The organism is Streptomyces sp. NPDC048419, assembly GCF_043200415.1.
In the GTDB taxonomy this organism is placed as follows: Bacteria; Actinomycetota; Actinomycetes; order Streptomycetales; family Streptomycetaceae; genus Streptomyces.
This window is the reverse complement of the sequence record NZ_JBICXT010000015.1, coordinates 5,338-24,392: the sequence shown is the minus strand read 5'-3', so window position 1 is coordinate 24,392 and position 19,055 is coordinate 5,338. Positions and strand designations below refer to the sequence as shown.

The window sequence follows — 19,055 nt, the reverse complement described above, 5'->3', positions numbered from 1 at the left end:
CACGGGGAGTGCCTTCAGGTGGCCACTGCGGAGCCGACACGCGCCGACGACGCCGATCCGGGCCCGGGAACCGGCCCGCGAATACGGGTGCCCGCACCGCGTACGGACAGCCGTGACACGGCTCGTACGACGGGCGGCGCAGAGCGCCATCCGTCACGTGTGAGAGCCGCTGTCCTCGCCCTGCGTGAGCGTCTGCTGCACCACCCCGTGCTCTCGATCACGGCCCTCGCCGGGATCCTGCACATCGTCTGGTTCTTCACGTCCGCGAACAGTGGCGGGGACCTGGCCGCGCAGGACGCCTGGGCCGAGTTCGTCGGTCGGCACCCGGACTCCGCGTACAACCTCGCCTGGTACGGCGGCATGCACCCGGTGTCGTACAGCATGGTGTCGCCGTATCTGATGTCGGTGCTCGGCGTCCGTACGACGATGATGATCGCGGGGACCGTCTCCGCCGGACTGCTGACGATGATCCTCATCCGCAGCCGGTCCGTGAAGAACCCCCTGTGGGCCTCGCTCGCGGGCGTCTTCGCGTTCCTGTGCAACGCGGCCTCGGGCCGGGTGACCTTCGGGCTGGGCACGATGTTCGCGCTGGGTGCGGTCGCCGTCGTCTTCTGCTGGCCGCACAAGTGGCGCTACAAGCGCTGGGCGAAGGCCCTGTGCGCCGCGCCCCTGGCCGCGCTGGCGACGATGTCGTCCCCGGTCGCCGGCCTGTTCGTGGGCCTGGTCGCGGTGGCCCTCTTCCTGCAGAAACGCCGTCCGGGGGCCTGGGCCCTGGGTATCGCGCCCGCCGCCGTCGTGGCGGTCTCGGCCTGGCTGTTCCCCTTCTCCGGCACCCAGCCGATGGCCTTCGGCTCGGTGATCCTGCCGTTCCTCTGCTCGGTCATGATCTTCATGCTCGTCCCCAAGCACTGGACGACCGTCCGTCTGACCTCCGCGGTCTACGGCCTGTCGGTCGTCGCGGTGTGGCTGGTCAGCTCGCAGATCGGCTCCAACATCACGCGCCTGGCGATGCTGTTCGCCGGTGTCACGCTGGTCGCCGCGCTGCCGTTCCAGATCCCGCGCTCGCGGGAGTGGTACCTGGCCGTGCTGACCTTCCTCGGCTTCACCTTCTGGATCGGCTTCAAGGCGGTCGACGACATCGTCCACACCACCCCGGCCGCGTCCTGGGCACGCGAGCTGGCACCCCTCGTCAACGAGCTCCAGGACGTCGGCGCCGAGAAGGGCCGCGTCGAGGTCGTCCCGGCCCGCTCCCACCGCGAGGCCTCCGCGCTCGCGCCGTACGTCAACCTGGCCCGCGGCTGGAACCGCCAGGCCGACATGGAGCGCAACCCCCTCTTCTACGACGACACGCTCAACTCGGCGAACTACCACGAGTGGCTGCAGCGCTGGGCCGTCCACTACGTCGTCCTGCCGAAGGGCGAGCCGGACGGCGACGGCGGTGAGCGCGAGCGGGAGCTCGTCCAGCGGGGCATGCCGTATCTGAAGCAGATCTGGGGCGACGCGAACTGGCAGCTGTTCCGGGTCACCGACCCCGTGCCGCTGGCCGATCCGCCCGCGATCGTCGACCGCGCCGAGCAGGGCGAGCTGACCATCGAGGTCAAGAAGCCCGGCCGCGTCCTCATCCGCGTCCCCTACTCGCCCTGGCTCGGCCTGGTCGACGCCAAGGGCAAGGGCGTCAAGCCGCCGAAGGAGACGGAGGCCTCCAAGCACCGCGCCGACGGCATGCCCAAGTCCTTCGACAACGTCAACGGCTGCCTGATGCAGACCGAGGAGGACGACAAGGGGGACAAGTGGACGATCCTGGTGGCCCCCAAGGCGGGGCTGTACCGGCTGGGAGCGCCGTACCAGCTGCCGCGCGGCACGCCCTGCCCCGACGAGCTGAAGTGACCGCGCGGCGCCCCCGGCCGGTCCGCCTGTGCCACTAGGCGAGGGCGCCCTCGACCGCCGCCACCAGCTCCGCCGCCTCCGGCTCGGTCTGCGGGGAGAAGCGGGCGACGACCTTGCCGTCCCGCCCGATCAGGAACTTCTCGAAGTTCCAGCGGATGTCGCCGGTGTGCCCCTCGGCGTCGGCGAAGCCGGTCAGGCGGTCGTAGAGGGGGTGCCGGCCGTCGCCGTTCACCTCGACCTTCTCGGTCATGGGGAAGCTCACGCCGTACGTCGCCGAGCAGAACTCGGCGATCTCCTCGGCGCTGCCCGGCTCCTGGCCCATGAACTGGTTGCAGGGCACGCCGAGGACCGTGAAGCCCTGGCCGGCGTAGCGCTCGTGGAGGCGCTCGAGCCCGGTGTACTGCGGGGTCAGCCCGCACTTGGAGGCCACGTTCACGATCAGGACGGCCTTGCCCGCGTACTGGGAGAGGCCGGCGGAGCCGCCCTGGAGGGCGCCGATCTCCACGTCGAGGGGTGCGGAACCGTTGCTGTCTGCAGTCGTCATGAGCGGATGCTAACTCCGGTACGTGTCGTGCCGGTTCTGCGCCTCGGTCAGAACGTCGCCCGCCGCCGTGCGGGAGTAGAGGACCGAGCGGCCCGCCCGCCGCCGCTCCACCAGCCCCGCGTCGAGCAGCACCTTCAGATGCCGGCCCACCGAGCCGAGGCCCTGCCCGGTCACGGCGGTCAGCTGGGTCGTGCTCATGGGGGAGGCGAGCAGGACGAGGACGCCGGCACGGGCGGGACCGAGCAGGGCGCCGAGCGACTCCGGAACGGCGCCCCTGGGGCCGCCGGCCAGCGCACCCACGCACGGATACACGGCGGCGTACCGCTCGTGCCCCTCCCAGGACACCCAGCCGTGCCGCTGCGGGGTGACAGGCACGAAGACCAGCTCGGCGCCGGTGAGGTCGCGCGGCGGATACTCCTGCGGATTGACCTGCAGCCGGTTCTCGCCGAGCCAGCGCGTCCGCCCCGGCCGCAGCCCCTCCAGCACGGCCGCCCAGCCGCCCTGCCCGAACTGCGCGGTGCGGGCGGTCACATCGGCCTGCAGGATGCGCCGGCGCCTGGGCCAGTCGGGCCGTACGGCCGTCTCCCACACGAACTCCAGCAGGCCCGCCGCGCGCCCGGGCAGGTCGTCGCGGTCCAGTTCCGGCGGCAGCGGGGCGCCGGTGAGGGAGACGAGAAGATTCGCGCGGGCCTCCTCGGGGCGGGCCGCGCGGACACGGGCGACCTCCTCCTCGAAGGTCTCCCCGTCCCTCGGGGTGGGCGTGAGGAAGTCCGCGATCCAGCCCCGCCCGAGTCCCGCGCGCACGATCGCCGCGCCGACCGGATCGGCGGCGAGACGGCGCCGGTAGGCGGGCAGATGATCCCGCAGCCAGGCTTGTTCGCCCGGGTGCCCGCCCCCGCCCGCGTGCAGGAGCTTCAGACAGGCGAAGGTCTCCGCGAGCGGGGAGAGCACGAACCGGCTGCGGGCGAGGGTGTCGGCGCTGATCTGCCACCAGCCCATGGCTCTTCACCTTTCGCGGGGCGTGCACCTTTCGCGTGTGCGCGAAACAATATCGGCGTTCTGGCGGACTTCCCAGACTCGCTGCATGCGCAGCTACCGAGAACTGTTCCGCACCCCGGAGTTCACCCCTCTCTTCCTCGCCTCCGCCGCCCAGGGCGCGGCCCAGACGATCGGCGGTCTGGCGCTCGGCACCATGGTCTACACGATCACCGGCTCCCCGCTGCTGTCGGCGGTGAGCATGTTCGGGCCACAGCTGGCGCAGGTGCTCGGGGCCACCCTCCTGTTGTCGGGTTCCGATCGGTTGCCCCCGCGGACGGCGCTGACCGGCATCGGTCTCTCCTTCGCGGCCGGCACGGCACTCCTTGCGCTGCCCGGGCTGCCCGTCGCGGGCGTCTTCGCCGTCGTACTCCTGATGGGGCTGATCGCCTCGGTCGGCGGCGGGGTGCGCTGGGGGCTGCTGAACGAGGTCCTCGCCAAGGACGGCTATCTGCTGGGGCGTTCGGTCTTCAACATGCTCTCCGGGCTCATGCAGATCACCGGTTTCGCGACCGGCGGCGCTCTGCTGGCGGTGCTGCCCGCGCGCACCTGCCTGCTCATCTCGGCGGCGCTGTACGCCACTTCGGCCCTCGGTGTCCGCCTGGGTCTGACCGCCCGGCCACCGCGTTCCTTGGGCCGCCCGTCCGTCGGCGAGACCTGGCGTACCAACTCCCTGTTGTGGTCCTCGCGCGGGCGCCGCCTCACCTACCTCGGCCTGTGGCTGCCCAACGGCCTGGTCGTCGGCTGCGAGTCCCTCTACGTCTCCTACGCCCCGCACGCGGCCGGTGCGCTGTTCGCCTGCGGAGCGCTCGGCATGTTCGCCGGTGACGTGACGGTGGGCCGCCTCGTGCCGCCCGCGCTCCGCCCCCGGCTCGCCACCCCGCTGCTTCTGCTGCTGGCCACGCCGTACGTGTTCTTCGTGCTGCACCCGGCGCTGCCCGTCGCCGCCCTCGCGGCGGCCCTCGCCTCCGTCGGCTTCGGCGCGAGCCTCGTCCAGCAGGAGCAGCTGATGGCGCTGACTCCGGAGGAACTGAGCGGCCACGCCCTGGGATTGCACTCGTCCGGGATGCTGACGATGCAGGGCGTGGCCGCGGCCGCGGCGGGCTCGGTGGCCGGGCTCACCTCGCCGGCCACGGCGATGACCGTGATGGCGCTCGCGTCGCTCGGGGTGACGCTGACGCTTGCTACTGCGGCTCGGCGGACTCCTGAACCTGGGCCGGCACCGGCGCTGCAGGAGTCGTAGGGGCACCGGCGGTGAAGTGCTGTGCCGCCTTGTCGAAGTAGCGCAGCAGCTCCACCGGGAACGGCATCACCAGCGTCGAGTTCTTCTCGGCCGCGACCTCCACGACCGTCTGGAGCAGGCGCAGCTGCATGGCCTCCGGGGTGTCCGACATGATCCGCGAGGCGTTGGCGAGCTGCTGCGCGGCCTGGAACTCGCCGTCCGCGGTGATGACCCGGGCCCGCCGCTCGCGCTCCGCCTCGGCCTGCCGCGACATGGACCGCTTGAGCGACTCCGGCAGCTGTACGTCCTTGATCTCCACACGGTCGATGTGGACGCCCCAGCCCGCCGCCGGGCTGTCGATCATCAACGCGAGGCCCTCGTGCAGCCGTTCACGGTCGGAGAGCAGGTCGTCCAGGTCGCTCTTGCCGATGATGGACCGCAGGGAGGACTGGGCGACCTGGCCGACGGCGAAGACGTAGTCCTGGACCTCGATGGCGGCCCGTACGGGATCGATGACCCGGAAGTACACGACGGCGTCGACCTTCACCGAGACGTTGTCCCTGGTGATGCCCTCCTGGGTGGGCACCGGCATGGTGACCACCTGGGTGTTCACCTTGCGCATGCGGTCGACGAACGGGATCAGGAACGTGACGCCCGGCTGCCGGTGGGCGGGCAGCGCCCGTCCCATCCGGAACACGACGCCGCGTTCGACCTGGTTGACCACCCGCATCCCACTGCGCAGCACGAGCAGGGCCAGTGCGGCCACCACCACTACCGCGACGACGGTGCCTTCCATGGCACTCCATTTCTCACAGATGTCGTTTGCCGTTCCGGACATGCGATCGGGACATGCGATCGGGACATGGAGGAGGACACGGCGGGCGGCCGGAAGGGTTCGGTCGCGAGCGTCAGGAATTCGTCAAGGTCCGCCGGTGCCTCGGCCGTTGGCTATACGGCCGGTTCGTCCCGGAGCCGTAGCAGCGAGCCGACGGCCTGGGCGTCGCCGGCCAGGTCCGTGGCGTCCGCCGCTCCCGGGAAGAGCCGCCCCCAGGCGACTGCCCGCCCGATCGCCCCGAGCCGCCAGGCCAGCCGGAGGGCGCGGCGGAGGTCCCGGGTGGTGCGGCCGTCGCCGGTCCAGGGTTCGAGGTAGGCGTCGCGCAGGCGGGGGAGTACGTCCGGGCCGTGGCGTTCGGCGGCGTGTCCGGCGGGCACCACGAAACTGCAGAACGGGTGCGAGAGGGCGGCGTCCCCCCAGTCGAAGAAGGTGAAGCGCCCCGGGCCCGGCACGAACACCTGCCCCTCGTGCACGTCCGCGTGGTCGAGGGAGTCCGCGACGCCGAGGCCGGCGAGCTCCTCGCACCACTCCACCAGGCGGGGCCGCAGTCCGCTCAGCACGGCACGGTCGGCCTCCGTCAGGGCGCCGTTCTCCGCCACCAGCCGGTCGAAGACGTGCGGAAGCGTGGCCGTACGTGCGTCGGGCACCCCGAGGGCCTCGATCTTCTCCGCGTACGGCAGCAGGGAGCGCTGCAGTTCGGCGTACCGGCGCAGCAGCTCCTCCCACATACGGGGGCCGGCCGGCCCGTCCTCAAGTGCGTCGGCCAGGCGCGGCCCGCCGTCGGGGAGCAGCGACCAGCCCTGTCCGGCGTCGACGGCGAGCGGCTTCAGCACATGCTCCGGAACCCATTCGGACAGGGCCTCGGTGAGCCCCGCCTCGAAGCGGGCGGCGGGCGGGCCGGCCTTGAACCACAGCGGGCCGGGGCCGTCGACCGACAGCCGCACCAGCACCGACCAGGGCCGCAGCCGCACCCGCCGGGGCCCGGTCTCGTGCAGTCCGTGGGCGTCGAGGACGTCGCCCACCCACCCGAGGGCGGCGGCGCGCCACTCCTCGCCCTCCCAGGGCGTCACGACATCGGGATACCGCCCGCGGTCGACGACCGCGTCACCGTTCATCGCGCCATCTCACCACCGCGGGCGCCGTCGCCTCATCCGGATTAACGTCGATTCACGCTGACCATCCGGAGAGACGGGGAACGATGGGCGACTACGTGGAACTGCCCGGCGTCAGGACCTGGTACGAGACCGACGGCGCCGGGGACGCCGAACCGCTGGTCCTGCTGCACGGAGGACTGAGCACGAACGAGACGTGGGGCGCGCAGCGGGCGGACCTCGCGGCGGCGTACCGCCTGTTCCTGCCGGAGCGCCGCGCCCACGGCCGCACCCCCGACGTCGAGGGCCCGTTGTCGTACGGGGACATGGCCGACGACACCGTCGACTTCATCGAGGCGGTCGTGCGGGGCCCCGCCCATCTCGTCGGCTGGAGCGACGGCGGGATCGTGGCCCTGCTGGTGGCGCTGGCCCGCCCCGACCTGGTCCGCAAGGTCGTCGCCATCGGGGCCAACTTCCGCCCCACGCCCGAGATCCTCGCGGATCCGGCGATGCTGGAGCACATGGCGGACGACGGCCCCGCCATGGCGCCGCTGCGCGACCTGTACGCGGCCGCGTCACCCGACGGCGCCGACCACTGGCCGGTGGTCATGAGCAAGATGGCCGACATGTTCGCCGTGGAACCGGCCCTGACGACGGCCGAGCTGTCCCGGATCACCGCGCCCACGCTGATCCTCGCCGGGGACGACGACATGATGACCCTGGAGCACACGATCGACCTGTACCGCGCGATCCCCGACTCCCAGCTGGCGATCGTCCCCGGCGCGTCTCACGCCGTACCGATGGAGAAGCCGGCGTTGGTGAACACCCTGATCCTCGACTTCCTCACCAAACCCCCCGCCCCCACGATGTTCCCGATCCGCCGGGCGGGGCCCGAACGGAACACCTGAGGCCGGACGAGGCGCAGGACGAAGGGACGCCGCTGCCGCCGCCTGAGCGGCAGCGACGGCAGCCTCAGGCGGGCCGGGGGACGATGCTCAGTGCGCGGTAGTCGTAGCCGTCCTGCCGGTAGCCGGGAGCCTCCCAGGTGAGGTCCACCTGCTGTCCGGGCGACAGGGTGCGGAACCCCGTCATCCGGATGTCGGAGAAGTGGCCGAAGCAGCCCCCGGGCGTCTCAGGGGAGTCCAGCACACCCCAGCCTTCCTCGTCGTACCACTCGCGGACGGTTGCGATGACCATGGGTGCGACCCTACGGCTCGCGGTACGCGCGACAGCCGCCGGGCGGGGCCGGGGCGAGGGGGCCGCCGGGTCAACTGCCGTTCAGGGTCTGGTGGGGAGCGCTGCGGTAGGTGTTGCGGTAGAGGGACGCGAAGCGGCCCGGGTGGTGGAAGCCCCAGCGGGCGGCGATTTCCGTGACCGTGGTCCCGTCCGTGGGATCGCCCGCCATCAGGTCCCGGTGCGCGTGCGCGAGCCGTACCCGGCGGAGGTGGGCGAGCGGGGTGGTGTCCATATGGCGCCGGAAGGCGTACTGCAGGGCCCGGGCGGTGACATGCGCGGCCCCGGCGATCTCGGACACGGTGAGCGGCTCGTCGGCGTGGTCGTCGATGTAGGCGAGGGCGCGGCGCAGAACCAGCGGGTGCGCGTCACGCTCGTCGCGCGCGTCGGTGCCGGCGTCGGCGGCCAGCGCGGTGTTGGGGAACGCGGACAGCACGCTCGCCGCCAGATGCTGCGCGGCGGTGGACGCCACCAGCGGCTGCGCGGCCACGGCCGGATCGGCGAGCACCTGGTCCCGCAGATACGCGATGGTGCGGCCCAACTGCCGTGCGACCGCCGTCGAGTGCGGCCGGTGCCCGGTCAGCCGGACCGACGGCTCACCCTGCTCACCGGCCACCTGGGACAGCAGGCCGGGGTCGAGCATCGTGATGTTGTAGCGGGCGTTGCAGATCCGCCCCGAGTACGGCAGGTCGGGCGGCGCGAACATCACCACGTCGCCGGGGCCGAAGTCGTCCTGAACCCCCTGGAAGCCGTGGTCCCGCACGGTGCCGTCGTGCATGACGCACAGGCAGATCTTGCCGAGCGGCGTGACCGAATAGCTCATCTCGAAGGACAGGTCGAGCTCGTCGATGCTCACCGCGTCGATGCCGGTGCGGGTGACGAGGGCGCGGCTGGCTTCGGGCGTGGCGCTGCCGATACGCATCCTGGCGTAGGCGCGACTGAGGAAATCCTCGGTCGCGCCCAGATCATCGCTCTCGAACGTCAGCGTCTCCATGGCCATCGGATTCCCGTCATCAGCTCCGACATGTATGCGCTGAGCAGCCGCTTTTCGTTTTCTGCACGGCGTACGGCCAGGGAGTTCGTCATACGGCTGTCGCTCGCGGCCCCAAGGCGCGGAGGCTTCCGAACATGATCGGAGAAGACGAGGACGCGGACCATCTCACGGCCCTGCAGGAGGAAGTGCAGCACCTGCGGCACGCCGTGGACTCCCATGCCCTCGTCGACCAGGCGATCGGCGTGGTCATCACCGTGGCGGGCCTGCGCCCGGACCAGGGCTGGGGAGTGCTGAAGCACATCTCCCAGCACACCAACGTCAAACTCCGCGAGGTCGCCCGCTGCCTGGTCCAGTGGCCCGCCGGCGGCAGCCCCCTCCCCGAAGTCATCCGCACCGCCCTCCCCCACGCAGTCGACCACGCCCGCCGCCAGGACGAGGACGACGCCTACGAGGTCGACGAGGAACACGAGCCGGTGGCTTGCGGGTGACCTTGACGGGGTGGCGTGCCATCTGATGAACCGAGCACGCCGGATGCCGGTGTCTGCCGGACGGCGTTGCCGCACCGTCCGGTGCCTCGCGGGCACGAGGGCGGTCAGGCCCCCATGTGCAGAACGGCCCATCGAGTGGCCCTCTCGGGGTGGCGGGATACGCCGTGTCGAGCGGAGAGGGCCGCGACGATGTCGGTCCCGCGACCGTTCTCCTCGTGCTCGGCAGGGTGGGGGCGGTCGCGCGGAGGTCGTCGTCGAGGTCCTGGTCCTGCGTCGGCGACCTCGATGAGGAGGGCGCGGCCGTCACAGGTCTCCGGCAGGGACAAACGCAGCACTGCAGGCGGCAGCGCGTGAACGATCGCGTTGGTGGTCAGCTCCGAGATCACCAGGAGTGCGTGGTCGACCGTCAGAGAGGGCACGCGCCACTGGACGAGAACGGTGCGTGCCCGGCGGCGTACGGCGCAGACGGCCTCGGGGATGTGCGGCAGCGCGCAGACGTGCTCGACCCGCGCGGGCGGGTCCACAGAGGCGTCAGACGTGCTCATGGCGGGGGTGTTCACCCTCGGCCACCTCCACTGGTCCTTGCTTCTCATGTCAAAAGCGGCGGCTGGTCCCGTGCCACTGGTGGTGATCGGGTCACTCGGCGGTGGCGAGGATCTGGGCCAACGCCGCGACGGCCTGCTCGGCGTCGGGTCCTTCCGCGCGGATGGTCACGGTGCTTCCCGCTGTCGCCCCGAGGCCCATCACGGCGAGGACGCCGGTCGGGTTGACGCTCCGGCCGTCGTGTTCCAGTTGCACGGCACTGGTGAACCCGGCTGCGGCGCGGGCGAGTCGACCAGCGGGGCGGGCATGGAGATTGGCGGGCAGGACGACGGCCGTCCCGTGACTGGACGTGGTCGTGGCGCTCGGGGTTGCGGAGTCAGAGCTTGTGGACATTGCGCGCCTCCTCGGCGGCTTCGGCGACGGTCTTCAGGTCGGCACCGGATGCGGCGGTGACGACGGCGGCGACGGCTCCTTCGACGAAGGGCGCGTCGACGATCAGCACGTCGGGGCGGGGATGGTCTTCAAGGACGGTGCGGGCGGTCAGGACGGAGCTGCCGAGATCCGGCAGGACCACGACACCCCCGCCCCGGTCGACGCTGCGGATGGCGGCGAGGACGCGGTCGTAGCTGGTGCCGATCCGGCCGTCGTCGGTGCCTCCGGCGGTGGCGAGAGGGACCGTGTCCGAGCCGATCTGCTCCACCAGCAGGCGGAGGCCCGAGGCGAGTTCGGCGCTGTGGGACACGAGTACGATGCCGACAGATGCGCTCATGAACAGGTACCGTAGATGTCGGAACGCTGTTCAGCAATAGTGAACTGAGGGGAATCTTTCGATGGTGCAGGCGGTCCAGCGGGCTGTGCAGATACTGCGGGAGCTCGCGTCCACCGGGCCCCGCCTCGGAGTGACCGAGCTGGCCGACCGCCTGGGCGTGGCCAAGCCCACCGTGCATGCGTTGCTGCGCACCCTGGAGGCCGAAGGGCTGGTGGTGCAGGACCGGGACAGCTCGAAGTACCAGCTCGGCCCGGAACTGGTGCAGCTGGGCAACGCGTACCTGGACACCCAGGAACTGCGAACCCGGTCGCTGACCTGGGCGGACCAGCTCGCGAACCGGACGAACGAGGCGGTCTGGGTGGCCGTGCTCACCGGCGACCACGTCCTGGTGGTGCACCATGCGTTCCGGCCTGAGGGAGCCGTGCAGATCCTTGAGGTGGGCGCCAGCATCCCCTGGAGCACGTGTGCCCTGGGCAAGGCCGTCGTGGCCTTCCTGCCGCCCGGCGAGCGTGCGCGGCTGCTCGCGGGTGAGCCGGCGGTGCTCACCGGTGCCAGCATCACCGACCCGGAGGAGCTGGCGGGTCAGTTGAAGGAGGCCCTCAGGACGGGCTATGCGATCGAGGACCAGGAATCCGCCATCGGGGACGCGGGTATCGCCTCTCCCGTCTTCGACCGCTCCGGCGAGGTGGTCGGCGCTCTCGGCATCGTCGGCGCGGTTGAGCGACTGCTGGCCGAATCGGCACGTCAGGAGCTTGCGGTCGCGGTCCGCGAGACCGCCCGCAACCTCTCCCGCGACCTGGGAGCCCCCCGTGGAACCGCCGCACGCACCACGATGACCTGACCTGACCCGACCCGACCTCGCGGCCCGGCGGCAGTCGTCCGCCTTTCCGCCCCGCCCTCTGATCCAGGCCCCTCGGTACACCGCCGCGGGGCCTTCTTCGTTTCGACGGAACGCGAAGGCGGCCGGAGCTCTTGACAGGCTGGAAATGTGGCCTTAATTTCCGGAACAACGTTCATCCATGATGAACACTCTGCAGCCGGAGACTCAACCCGTCCGGCTTCCCCCTGAGCGGCCGCCAGGTTGTCCGACCCTGACCCACCTGGCGGCCACCTCCCTTCACAGCCCGCTCCACGCGGAGGAGGTGAGACGCCCTGGCCGCTGCTCGGCTCCGGGCGCCTTCCATGGAAGAAAACTCTCATGCACAGAAGCTGCTGGCCGAGGTGCTGGGCACGGCGATGCTGGTGTTCATCGGCGTCGGTTCGGTCCCCGCAACCCTCATCGTGAACGGCAAGGCCCCCTTCACCTTCGCCGACCTGGGCATGATCTCGCTGGCGTTCGCCACCGTGGTCATCGCCATGATCTACGCGATCGGCCACATCTCCGGCTGCCAGATCAACCCGGCCATCACCCTCGCACTCGCCGCGACACGGAAGATGCCCTGGCGGGACGTTCCCGGATACATCGCCGCCCAGCTGGCCGGGGCGGTGCTGGGCGCCCTCGCCATCGTCGGAGTGCTGGGGAGGAAGGCGGTCGACGTCGGCCTCGGAATCGCCGCCTACGGCAGCGGAGTCGGGGCCGGCCAGGCCTTCTTCGCAGAAGCCGTGGGCACCTTCATCCTCGCCTTCGTCGTCTTCGGCGCGATCGATCGCCGCGCGGCCGGAGGCTTTGCCGGTCTGGCCATCGGCCTCGGCGTGTTCGCGATCATCATCCCGGTGGCCCCGGCCACCGCGGCGTCCATCAACCCGGCCAGGACGCTCGGTCCGATGATCACCGGCCGGTTGTTCGGCGGCACGGTGCACTGGAACCAGCTGCCGGTCTACCTGGCCGCCGAAGTCATCGGCGCGGTTGCCGCCGGATTCCTGTACGTCGCCCTGAACGCCCGCCGCGGCGTGACCACCGCCACCGAGGCGACGACCAAGCCTGTCGTCGCCGCTGAAGGAGCCCTGTCATGAAGAAGCTGATCAACGCCCCTGAAGCGGTGCCGGCCGAGGCCCTGTCCGGGATGGGCGCCGCCCACCCCAGCCTCAAGGTCGACGCCGAGAACAAGGTGATCGCCCGCGCCTCGGGTACCAAGCCGGGCAAGGTCGCCCTCGTCTCCGGCGGCGGCTCAGGGCACGAGCCCCTGCACGGCGGCTTCGTGGGCCGGGGAATGCTCGACGCGGCCTGCCCCGGCGAGGTGTTCACCTCTCCCGTACCCGGTCAGATGCTGGCCGCGGCACAGGCCGTCGACGGCGGCGCGGGCGTGCTGTTCCTCGTGAAGAACTACACCGGTGACGTCCTCAACTTCCAGATGGCCGCCGAACTGGCCGCCGACGAGGGCATCACGGTGGAGACCGTCCTGATCGACGACGACGTCGCCGTCCAGGACTCCCTCTGGACCGCCGGGCGCCGCGGCACCGGAGCCACCGTGTTCGTCGAGAAGATCGCCGGAGCCCTCGCCGAGCAGGGCGGGAGCCTCACCGAGGTCGCCGAGACGGGCAAGCGGGTCAACGCTCTTTCCCGGTCCTTCGCGGTGGCGCTGACCGCCTGCACCACCCCCGCCGCCGGCAAGCCCGGCTTCGACCTGCCCGAGGACGAGATGGAGGTCGGCGTCGGCATCCACGGCGAGCCCGGCCGCCGCCGCGAGAAGCTCCGACCCGCCAAGGACATCGTCGCGACCGCGCTGGACGCCATCCTCACCGACCAGCCCCTCGACGCCGGTGACGAGACCATCGTTCTGGTCAACGGCCTGGGCGGCACCCCGCTCATCGAGCTGTACGTGGTCTTCAACGAGGTCGCCGCCGTACTCGCGGACAAGGGGGTGGTCGTCGCCCGCAGCCTCGTCGGCAACTACGTGACCAGCCTGGACATGGCGGGTGTTTCTCTCACCGTCTGCAAGGCCGATGCCGACATGCTGTCCCTGTGGGACGCGCCCGTGAACACCCCAGCGCTGCGCTGGGGCATCTGACCGAGCCGGGGGCGGGGCCACGCGCGACGCGAGGGCCGGGCCATGCCGTCCAGCTGTCCGCCCGGACCGCACTTCCTCGCGTCTTCCCCTCGCCCCCGGCTCACCCCACCGCCAGCCAGCCCCGTACCGACCATGAACGGAGATTCCGTGGACACCGACCTCGCCCGCACGTGGGTGCAGGGCATCGCAGCCGCCGTGGACAAGCACAAGGACCATCTCACCCAGCTCGACTCGGCCATCGGCGACGCCGACCACGGCACCAACATGCACCGCGGCTTCTCCGCCGCCGTCACAGCCCTGGCCGACTACCGGCCCGACACCGTCGGGGCTGTACTGGTCAAGACCGGCAGCACCCTCATCTCCACCGTCGGCGGCGCCTCCGGGCCGCTGTACGGCGGCGCCTTCCGCGCCATCGGCAAGGAACTGGACAGCCCCACGGCCGACTCACAGCAGTTCGCCGCCGCACTTGCCGCCGGCCTCGCGAGCATCACGAAGCTCGGTGCGGCCGCGCCCGGCGACAAGACCATGATCGACGCCTACGCCCCCGCACTGTCCGCCTTCCGGCAACAGGCCGACGCCGGAGCCGACTTGGGTGCCGCGGCCGTGGCCGCCGCCGACGCCGCCGAAGAGGGCATGCGCGCCACCACCCCGATGCAGGCCCGCAAGGGCCGCGCCTCCTACCTCGGCGCCCGCAGCATCGGCCATCAGGACCCCGGCGCCACCTCCACCGCCCTCGTCTTCCGCGCCCTCGCCGAGACGCTGGGGGCGCGATGAACGACCGCTGCACCTATACCGGTCACGCCGCCGCACCCGGCACAGCCCTCGGCTTCGTCCACCGCACCGACCGGCCACCCACCAGAAGGGCGCTGCCCCACCGCACCGGCGGCAACCCCACGCAGCAGATCACCGACGCCTTCGACGCCGTGGCCGCCCGCCTGCTCAACCTGTCCACCTCGCTGCGCGAACAGGGCAAGGACGAACTGGCCGACATCATGGAGGTCAACAGCTACATCGCCCAGGACCAGGACCTGCGCGACCAGGCCGTCAAGAGGGCGAACGACGGCCGGCCGGTACCTGTTGCGGTCCGCCAGGCCATCGACGCCTACGCCGGAACCATCGCTGCCCTGGACGACCCCACCCTCGCCGAACGCGCCGCGGACGTCCGGCAGGTCGGCCGCCGCGTCCTGGGGCACCTTTATGGGGACACGGGCCCCGCTCCCGACCAGCCCCTCGTCCTGGTCGCCCACGAGATCGGCGCCGCCGACCTGTTGGAACCCGGCCGGACGGTGACAGCGGTCGTCTCGGTGACCGGCGGGCCGAATTCGCACGCCGCGATCGTCGCCCGCTCGCTGGGCATCCCCTACCTCCTGGCCGTCGACCCCCAGCTGCTCGAACTGCCGGACGGACAGGAGATCCTGCTCGACGCGGACAACGGCAACGCGGTCGCGCACCCCGACGACGAGGAACGCGCCAGGGCCCTGCGAGCAGTGGAGACCGCGCGGGCCCGCAGGCTCGCCCTCGCCGAAGAGCGTCACCTGCCCGCCGAGACGCTCGACCGGCACCACATCGCCCTGCGTGCCAACGTGGCCACCCCGACCGAGGCCCGCGCGGCTCTGACCACGGGTGCCGAAGGTGTCGGCCTGCTCCGCACCGAGCTGCCCTTCCTGAACCATCGCGCCTGGCCCACCCGCGCGCAGCACGCGGGCACCCTCGTCCCCGTGCTGCGCGCTCTCACCGGGCAGCTCGTCACGGCCCGCACGCTCGACTTCGCCGACGACAAACTGCCGCCGTTCCTCGCCGAAGGCCGCGAGGGCGGACGTCTCGGGCGCGGCCTTCCCCTCATGCTCGCCCAACCGGACGCCTTCGCCGACCAGTTCCGCAGCCTGCTCGGCGCGGGAGCCGGCACCGACCTGCGCATCATGATCCCGATGGTCGCGAGTGTCGACGAACTACGCGCCTGCCGACGCCTCCTGGAGGCCGCGGCCACCGATGCCGGCGTTCCGATACCGCCCCTGGGCATCATGGTGGAACTCCCCGAAGCGGTCGCCGCGGCCGACAGCCTCGCCCGGGAAGCCTCCTTCTTCTCCATCGGCAGCAACGACCTCACCTGCCAGATCCTGGGCCTTGACCGGCGTGACCCCACAGCCACCCCGGCCATGGCGGCACACCCTGCCGTACTCGACGCCGTCTCCCGCGTCGTCACTGCCGCCCACCGTCACGGTATTGAGGTGTCCGTCTGCGGTGACGCCGCCGCGGACCCCCTGGTGACCCCTCTCCTCATCGGCCTCGGCTGCGACAGCCTCTCGGTCGGCTCCGCCGCCGTCGACGAGGTCCGGGCCCGCATCCGCCGGCTCCGCCACGACGCCTGTGCCTCACTGGCCGCCGTGGCCCTGACCCGCGAAACGCCCGAAGAGGTCTGGCAACTCGTCGAGCAGTCCTGCCGGCCGCCGCTGCCTTGAGAAGAAGGGGCCTGAAGAACCCGGGGCGAACGCCGCGTACCCCGTCGTCGCCGACCCGAAGTGGACGTGGGGAATCATCAGCGGAACGGTCTACTTCAACAAGAAGGAGACAGCCCACCTCGCCTCCAATGCCGGTTCGCGGCCGTGTTGTTCGCGGCCGCCCCGCCGCCCTCCGATGCGTACGGCATCCTGAACGCGGCGAACATGCCGACCTTTCTCCCGTACGAGTACAAGGGCGGATACTGCAAGGAGGTCCGCCGTACGCTGCGGAGAAACCGAGAGGGCACACGTAGATTATGGACAGCTTGGCAGGACCGACCATCCTGGTGCTGGTTGCCGCGGTGATCGTCGTACTCAAGTACCGCCGGCGCATGGCTGGGCAGACTCCCCTCCTTGTGGTCAGCGGAACTCCCGGGCGCATCGCCGTAGCCGTGGCCTTCGCGGTCGGCTGCGCTTGGGCCTGGTCCCAGGGTCCCTCGGTCGTCAACGCCGGAGTTCTGGGCTTGAGCCTCGCTCTGCCGGCCGGGCTCGCCGCCGAATCCTTGGCGCGCAGGAGCGCCCGGCGCATGTGATGAGCACGGGGCCTGAAGGACGATCTGACGAGATCGCGGTCGTCGGTCCCCGAGAGCCACCTTGTGCCTCCGGCAGGATTCGAACCTGCGACACCCGATTTAGGAGTTCGATCCGAGCCCGCTCCAGCTGCTGTTGGCGACTGGTGCGACGGCCGGACAAGGATGCTGGTGTACGCCCCCATCCGGCATCGTTGATGTCAGATGTGGATGTCAGAAAGGGAGTTGTTCCGGCTCCTCAGAGGTCCGCCAGGCGAACTCGTCGACGACCTGCGACACGCCTGCATTACGCGATGGCTGAACGCTGGAGTCTCTATCGCAGAGGTAGCCCGGTGGGTTGGCAGCTCGCCTGAGCTCATCCATCGCCGGTACCACGGCTGCTTCGACGGTCACGAGGAAGCAGCATCGCCGACGAGGGAGACATGGCATAGTCACGCGAGCTCCTATTTGCAGCACCTGCGCTTTGTGCCGTTCGCTACCGAAAAGACTGGTGCGGTAAAGGTGTGCTTGCCCGTGTGGCAGGACCACTCACACTTCAGATTGCTCTTTATGCGGAGGTTGCCTGGGGTGCGACTCGGATCCTTCAAGCAACGGATGAACCTAGCGGCAATGTCAGGGAACAGCTCTGCAAGTGACTCGCCAGGCGGTGCCATCGAGCGTGCGACATTGTTCTTGTTGATGCCTTGCCGATGGCATGCGTGACAACCGGAACCGCTGATGGCCCTGTTGCGGATCATCGTTTCCCAGGTGTTTCCGCATTTGATGCACTGCCATTGCGCTACATCGAAAGAGGAAGGAGAGCACAAGCTTAGGTCGTACTCGGGGCGGGTGAGATTTTTCCTGAATTCGATTAGAAGGTCGGAATTCCGCTCAGCGACGGATTCAAACCTTACCCGCCCCTTAATTGCAGCCCAAGCGTCTGCGGCCTGTCCGAGGGCTAAGCCTCTTTCTTCCTTATTGAGAGGTTCGAATGGCAAGCCGTGAGCGATTAATATGGGGCGAAGGGATTGCGCCCAAGTCCACGGGTTGATGCCATCCTTGGTGCTGTCAATAACTTCTACGTGATCCCCTGGAATGGCGGGGAGGCCCTGGGCGCGAACCCGTACATAGTCCAAATCACAGAGAAGCGTGCACTTCCTGGCGTCCTTTTCTCTGTGCCTATTCGTGCTGTGTGTGTGGAATGGGTCTAGGTCCACGTAGAGCCGAACTGCCGGGACGAAGAGATCCACTCGAGGACGGCGCCCTGATAGGCCGCGTACATGCTCTACGACGTAGTCGCATACTACGTCGGTTCTCGTTGCTGCTATCAGTAGAGACTGCACTTCAAGCTCGAAACGGGACCTGCCTGCTGAGGTGCACTTGGGGCATCCGGAGCCATAGGTCCGGGACAGGACGTTAGCTTCCCACTCGTGCCCGTGATTGCATCGCCAGAGACATCGGTCATTGCTACGGATGCGCAGACGTTCGGGGCCATTTCCTGGCGTCGTTAGATTTTTCACGAAAGATTGACTAATCTGTGGGTAACGTTCCTTTAGCGACTCCCCTTCTTTGGGTGTTCTGCGCCGTGCGGCAATTCGACGGTCATAGCATTTACGGCACCCGGATTCGCTTCGGTTCCTGTGGGAGGCGACGCGAGAGGCGACAGAAGCTATCCAGGTGTGCCCGCAAGTTGAGCACAACCATGTGCACTTATCGGCAGATCCTGGTCTGAGCATGGTTAGATCATGATCGGGAGTTGTCTCATTGTTGACGAACTCCGAGGCGACGTGACCGAGTACATCGTGTGCGGTCAGAGAGGTGCTCTTTGGGCTACGTCTCCAGCTTCCGCGTCTTGCTGCAAAGCAGGCGGGGCATCCCGTTTTTCCGGACACGCGGTTCTGTGGAACAGCTACCCATTCGTTGCTACAGGAGCGGCAGCGCCAGCGACATTTATAATTGCTGTGCGGCTTGAGCTCTGAAGCAGTGAGTTCGTTCTCTAGATTGGCGACGAATTCTAGGGCCAGTTCAGGGTGCAGATCTGCCAGTGACGTGCCCGGATGCGCTATCCTGCGCGCATTAATTGTCCGTAGCCGTCCGCATTTCGGACACCCACTACCTGCCCCTCCGCGGACTCGGGCATTTGGTGTCGTGCTCCACTGGCTGCCGCATTGTCCGCAGTGCCATTGGCACATCTTGTTCGAGCTGGCGTGGATGTCGGATGCGGTGCGTCCTGGGTGGCCGTTGATTGCAGTGAGCTCTGCCGCGATCTCTGGGAAGCGGTCTTGCAGGGATGCGCCAGGCGGCGGCGTCTGCCAGGATGCCCGTCGGCATTGCGCGCAGCCGCTGCCTGAGCGGATTCGGGCGTTTGGTGTCGTGCTCCACTGGCTGCCGCATTGTCCGCAGTGCCATTGGCACATCTTGTTCGAGCTGGCGTGGATGTCGGATGCGGTGCGTCCTGG

Annotated in this window: 20 protein-coding genes; 10 read left to right on the top strand and 10 right to left on the bottom strand. The window is 69.7% G+C overall.

Features of this window, described 5'->3' with window-relative positions; translation table 11 throughout:
* The first annotated feature begins 18 nt into the window (after positions 1 to 18).
* Positions 19 to 1,887: an MFS transporter gene (locus ACGFYN_RS28230; RefSeq protein ID WP_393868690.1), complete on the top strand. Its 1,869-nt coding sequence runs from the start codon at positions 19 to 21 to the stop codon at positions 1,885 to 1,887.
* A 34-nt stretch (positions 1,888 to 1,921) separates the two neighbouring features.
* Here the strand turns inward: ACGFYN_RS28230 and ACGFYN_RS28225 are convergent, their stop codons facing one another.
* Positions 1,922 to 2,431 (bottom strand): glutathione peroxidase, encoded by a 510-nt coding sequence (locus ACGFYN_RS28225; RefSeq protein ID WP_393868689.1) that lies wholly within the window; start codon positions 2,429 to 2,431, stop codon positions 1,922 to 1,924.
* Between the two features lie 9 nt (positions 2,432 to 2,440).
* Positions 2,441 to 3,430, bottom strand: a complete 990-nt coding sequence (locus ACGFYN_RS28220) for a helix-turn-helix domain-containing protein (protein ID WP_393868688.1) — start codon at positions 3,428 to 3,430, stop codon at positions 2,441 to 2,443.
* Between the two features lie 85 nt (positions 3,431 to 3,515).
* On the opposite strand from ACGFYN_RS28220, the gene ACGFYN_RS28215 reads away from it, so the two are divergent.
* On the top strand, positions 3,516 to 4,709 hold the full coding sequence (locus tag ACGFYN_RS28215; protein ID WP_393868687.1) for an MFS transporter: 1,194 nt from the start codon (positions 3,516 to 3,518) through the stop codon (positions 4,707 to 4,709).
* Here ACGFYN_RS28215 and ACGFYN_RS28210 read toward each other — a convergent pair.
* Together ACGFYN_RS28210 and ACGFYN_RS28205 are read right to left on the bottom strand one after the other, a co-directional pair.
* Positions 4,651 to 5,484, bottom strand: coding sequence for a slipin family protein (locus ACGFYN_RS28210; protein WP_393868686.1), 834 nt, complete (start codon positions 5,482 to 5,484; stop codon positions 4,651 to 4,653). The genes ACGFYN_RS28215 and ACGFYN_RS28210 overlap by 59 nt on opposite strands.
* Before the next feature lie 152 nt (positions 5,485 to 5,636).
* Positions 5,637 to 6,638 carry a phosphotransferase gene (locus ACGFYN_RS28205; RefSeq protein WP_393868685.1) on the bottom strand — a complete coding sequence of 334 codons (1,002 nt, stop codon included), beginning with the start codon at positions 6,636 to 6,638 and terminating at the stop codon, positions 5,637 to 5,639.
* Between the two features lie 83 nt (positions 6,639 to 6,721).
* On the opposite strand from ACGFYN_RS28205, the gene ACGFYN_RS28200 reads away from it, so the two are divergent.
* Entirely contained in the window at positions 6,722 to 7,522 is an 801-nt protein-coding gene (locus ACGFYN_RS28200; protein ID WP_393868684.1) for an alpha/beta fold hydrolase, read from the top strand.
* A 64-nt stretch (positions 7,523 to 7,586) separates the two neighbouring features.
* Here the strand turns inward: ACGFYN_RS28200 and ACGFYN_RS28195 are convergent, their stop codons facing one another.
* Complete coding sequence (locus ACGFYN_RS28195) at positions 7,587 to 7,811, bottom strand: cold-shock protein (RefSeq protein WP_393868683.1); 225 nt, start codon at positions 7,809 to 7,811, stop codon at positions 7,587 to 7,589.
* Between the two features lie 70 nt (positions 7,812 to 7,881).
* Positions 7,882 to 8,841 (bottom strand): helix-turn-helix transcriptional regulator, encoded by a 960-nt coding sequence (locus tag ACGFYN_RS28190; RefSeq protein ID WP_393868682.1) that lies wholly within the window; start codon positions 8,839 to 8,841, stop codon positions 7,882 to 7,884.
* Positions 8,842 to 8,975: 134 nt separating this feature from the next.
* Here ACGFYN_RS28190 and ACGFYN_RS28185 point away from each other — a divergent pair, with 134 nt between their 5' ends.
* On the top strand, positions 8,976 to 9,329 hold the full coding sequence (locus ACGFYN_RS28185) for an ANTAR domain-containing protein (protein ID WP_393868681.1): 354 nt from the start codon (positions 8,976 to 8,978) through the stop codon (positions 9,327 to 9,329).
* Positions 9,330 to 9,433: 104 nt separating this feature from the next.
* Here the strand turns inward: ACGFYN_RS28185 and ACGFYN_RS28180 are convergent, their stop codons facing one another.
* The 3 genes from ACGFYN_RS28180 to dhaM form a co-directional block, all read right to left on the bottom strand.
* Positions 9,434 to 9,874: an ATP-binding protein gene (locus tag ACGFYN_RS28180; protein ID WP_393868680.1), complete on the bottom strand. Its 441-nt coding sequence runs from the start codon at positions 9,872 to 9,874 to the stop codon at positions 9,434 to 9,436.
* A gap of 91 nt (positions 9,875 to 9,965) precedes the next feature.
* Entirely contained in the window at positions 9,966 to 10,265 is a 300-nt protein-coding gene (locus ACGFYN_RS28175; protein ID WP_393868679.1) for an HPr family phosphocarrier protein, read from the bottom strand.
* Positions 10,249 to 10,641, bottom strand: a complete 393-nt coding sequence (gene dhaM / locus ACGFYN_RS28170) for a dihydroxyacetone kinase phosphoryl donor subunit DhaM (RefSeq protein ID WP_393868678.1) — start codon at positions 10,639 to 10,641, stop codon at positions 10,249 to 10,251. Before dhaM ends, ACGFYN_RS28175 begins: the two co-directional genes overlap by 17 nt.
* Before the next feature lie 61 nt (positions 10,642 to 10,702).
* Between dhaM and ACGFYN_RS28165 the strand changes: the two genes are divergently transcribed.
* The 6 genes from ACGFYN_RS28165 to ACGFYN_RS28140 all read left to right on the top strand — a co-directional run bounded on the left by ACGFYN_RS28165 (position 10,703) and on the right by ACGFYN_RS28140 (position 16,620).
* Entirely contained in the window at positions 10,703 to 11,482 is a 780-nt protein-coding gene (locus tag ACGFYN_RS28165; protein ID WP_393868677.1) for an IclR family transcriptional regulator, read from the top strand.
* 341 nt (positions 11,483 to 11,823) lie between these two features.
* Positions 11,824 to 12,594 (top strand): MIP/aquaporin family protein, encoded by a 771-nt coding sequence (locus tag ACGFYN_RS28160; RefSeq protein ID WP_393868676.1) that lies wholly within the window; start codon positions 11,824 to 11,826, stop codon positions 12,592 to 12,594.
* Entirely contained in the window at positions 12,591 to 13,589 is a 999-nt protein-coding gene (dhaK, locus tag ACGFYN_RS28155; protein ID WP_393868675.1) for a dihydroxyacetone kinase subunit DhaK, read from the top strand. Before ACGFYN_RS28160 ends, dhaK begins: the two co-directional genes overlap by 4 nt.
* Before the next feature lie 132 nt (positions 13,590 to 13,721).
* A complete protein-coding gene (gene dhaL, locus ACGFYN_RS28150) occupies positions 13,722 to 14,363 on the top strand; it encodes a dihydroxyacetone kinase subunit DhaL (protein WP_393868674.1) in 642 nt (213 codons plus the stop codon).
* Entirely contained in the window at positions 14,360 to 16,048 is a 1,689-nt protein-coding gene (locus tag ACGFYN_RS28145) for a phosphoenolpyruvate--protein phosphotransferase (RefSeq protein WP_393868673.1), read from the top strand. Before dhaL ends, ACGFYN_RS28145 begins: the two co-directional genes overlap by 4 nt.
* A 305-nt stretch (positions 16,049 to 16,353) precedes the next feature.
* Complete coding sequence (locus ACGFYN_RS28140; protein WP_393868672.1) at positions 16,354 to 16,620, top strand: hypothetical protein; 267 nt, start codon at positions 16,354 to 16,356, stop codon at positions 16,618 to 16,620.
* A gap of 440 nt (positions 16,621 to 17,060) precedes the next feature.
* Here the strand turns inward: ACGFYN_RS28140 and ACGFYN_RS28135 are convergent.
* On the bottom strand, positions 17,061 to 19,055 hold a 1,995-nt coding region (locus tag ACGFYN_RS28135), incomplete at its 5' end, for a zinc-ribbon domain-containing protein (protein ID WP_393868671.1).

Coding starts and splice junctions, on each gene's coding strand:
- ACGFYN_RS28225 (WP_393868689.1), bottom strand. CDS start 2,431: ATGACGACTGCAGACAGCAACGGTTCCGCACCCCTCGACGTGGAGATC.
- ACGFYN_RS28185 (WP_393868681.1), top strand. CDS start 8,976: ATGATCGGAGAAGACGAGGACGCGGACCATCTCACGGCCCTGCAGGAG.
- dhaL (WP_393868674.1), top strand. CDS start 13,722: ATGAACGGAGATTCCGTGGACACCGACCTCGCCCGCACGTGGGTGCAG.
- ACGFYN_RS28180 (WP_393868680.1), bottom strand. CDS start 9,874: ATGAGCACGTCTGACGCCTCTGTGGACCCGCCCGCGCGGGTCGAGCAC.
- ACGFYN_RS28215 (WP_393868687.1), top strand. CDS start 3,516: ATGCGCAGCTACCGAGAACTGTTCCGCACCCCGGAGTTCACCCCTCTC.
- ACGFYN_RS28190 (WP_393868682.1), bottom strand. CDS start 8,841: ATGGAGACGCTGACGTTCGAGAGCGATGATCTGGGCGCGACCGAGGAT.
- ACGFYN_RS28205 (WP_393868685.1), bottom strand. CDS start 6,638: ATGAACGGTGACGCGGTCGTCGACCGCGGGCGGTATCCCGATGTCGTG.
- ACGFYN_RS28165 (WP_393868677.1), top strand. CDS start 10,703: ATGGTGCAGGCGGTCCAGCGGGCTGTGCAGATACTGCGGGAGCTCGCG.
- ACGFYN_RS28195 (WP_393868683.1), bottom strand. CDS start 7,811: ATGGTCATCGCAACCGTCCGCGAGTGGTACGACGAGGAAGGCTGGGGT.
- ACGFYN_RS28175 (WP_393868679.1), bottom strand. CDS start 10,265: ATGTCCACAAGCTCTGACTCCGCAACCCCGAGCGCCACGACCACGTCC.
- ACGFYN_RS28145 (WP_393868673.1), top strand. CDS start 14,360: ATGAACGACCGCTGCACCTATACCGGTCACGCCGCCGCACCCGGCACA.
- ACGFYN_RS28160 (WP_393868676.1), top strand. CDS start 11,824: ATGGAAGAAAACTCTCATGCACAGAAGCTGCTGGCCGAGGTGCTGGGC.
- ACGFYN_RS28220 (WP_393868688.1), bottom strand. CDS start 3,430: ATGGGCTGGTGGCAGATCAGCGCCGACACCCTCGCCCGCAGCCGGTTC.
- dhaM (WP_393868678.1), bottom strand. CDS start 10,641: ATGAGCGCATCTGTCGGCATCGTACTCGTGTCCCACAGCGCCGAACTC.
- ACGFYN_RS28210 (WP_393868686.1), bottom strand. CDS start 5,484: ATGGAAGGCACCGTCGTCGCGGTAGTGGTGGTGGCCGCACTGGCCCTG.
- dhaK (WP_393868675.1), top strand. CDS start 12,591: ATGAAGAAGCTGATCAACGCCCCTGAAGCGGTGCCGGCCGAGGCCCTG.
- ACGFYN_RS28200 (WP_393868684.1), top strand. CDS start 6,722: ATGGGCGACTACGTGGAACTGCCCGGCGTCAGGACCTGGTACGAGACC.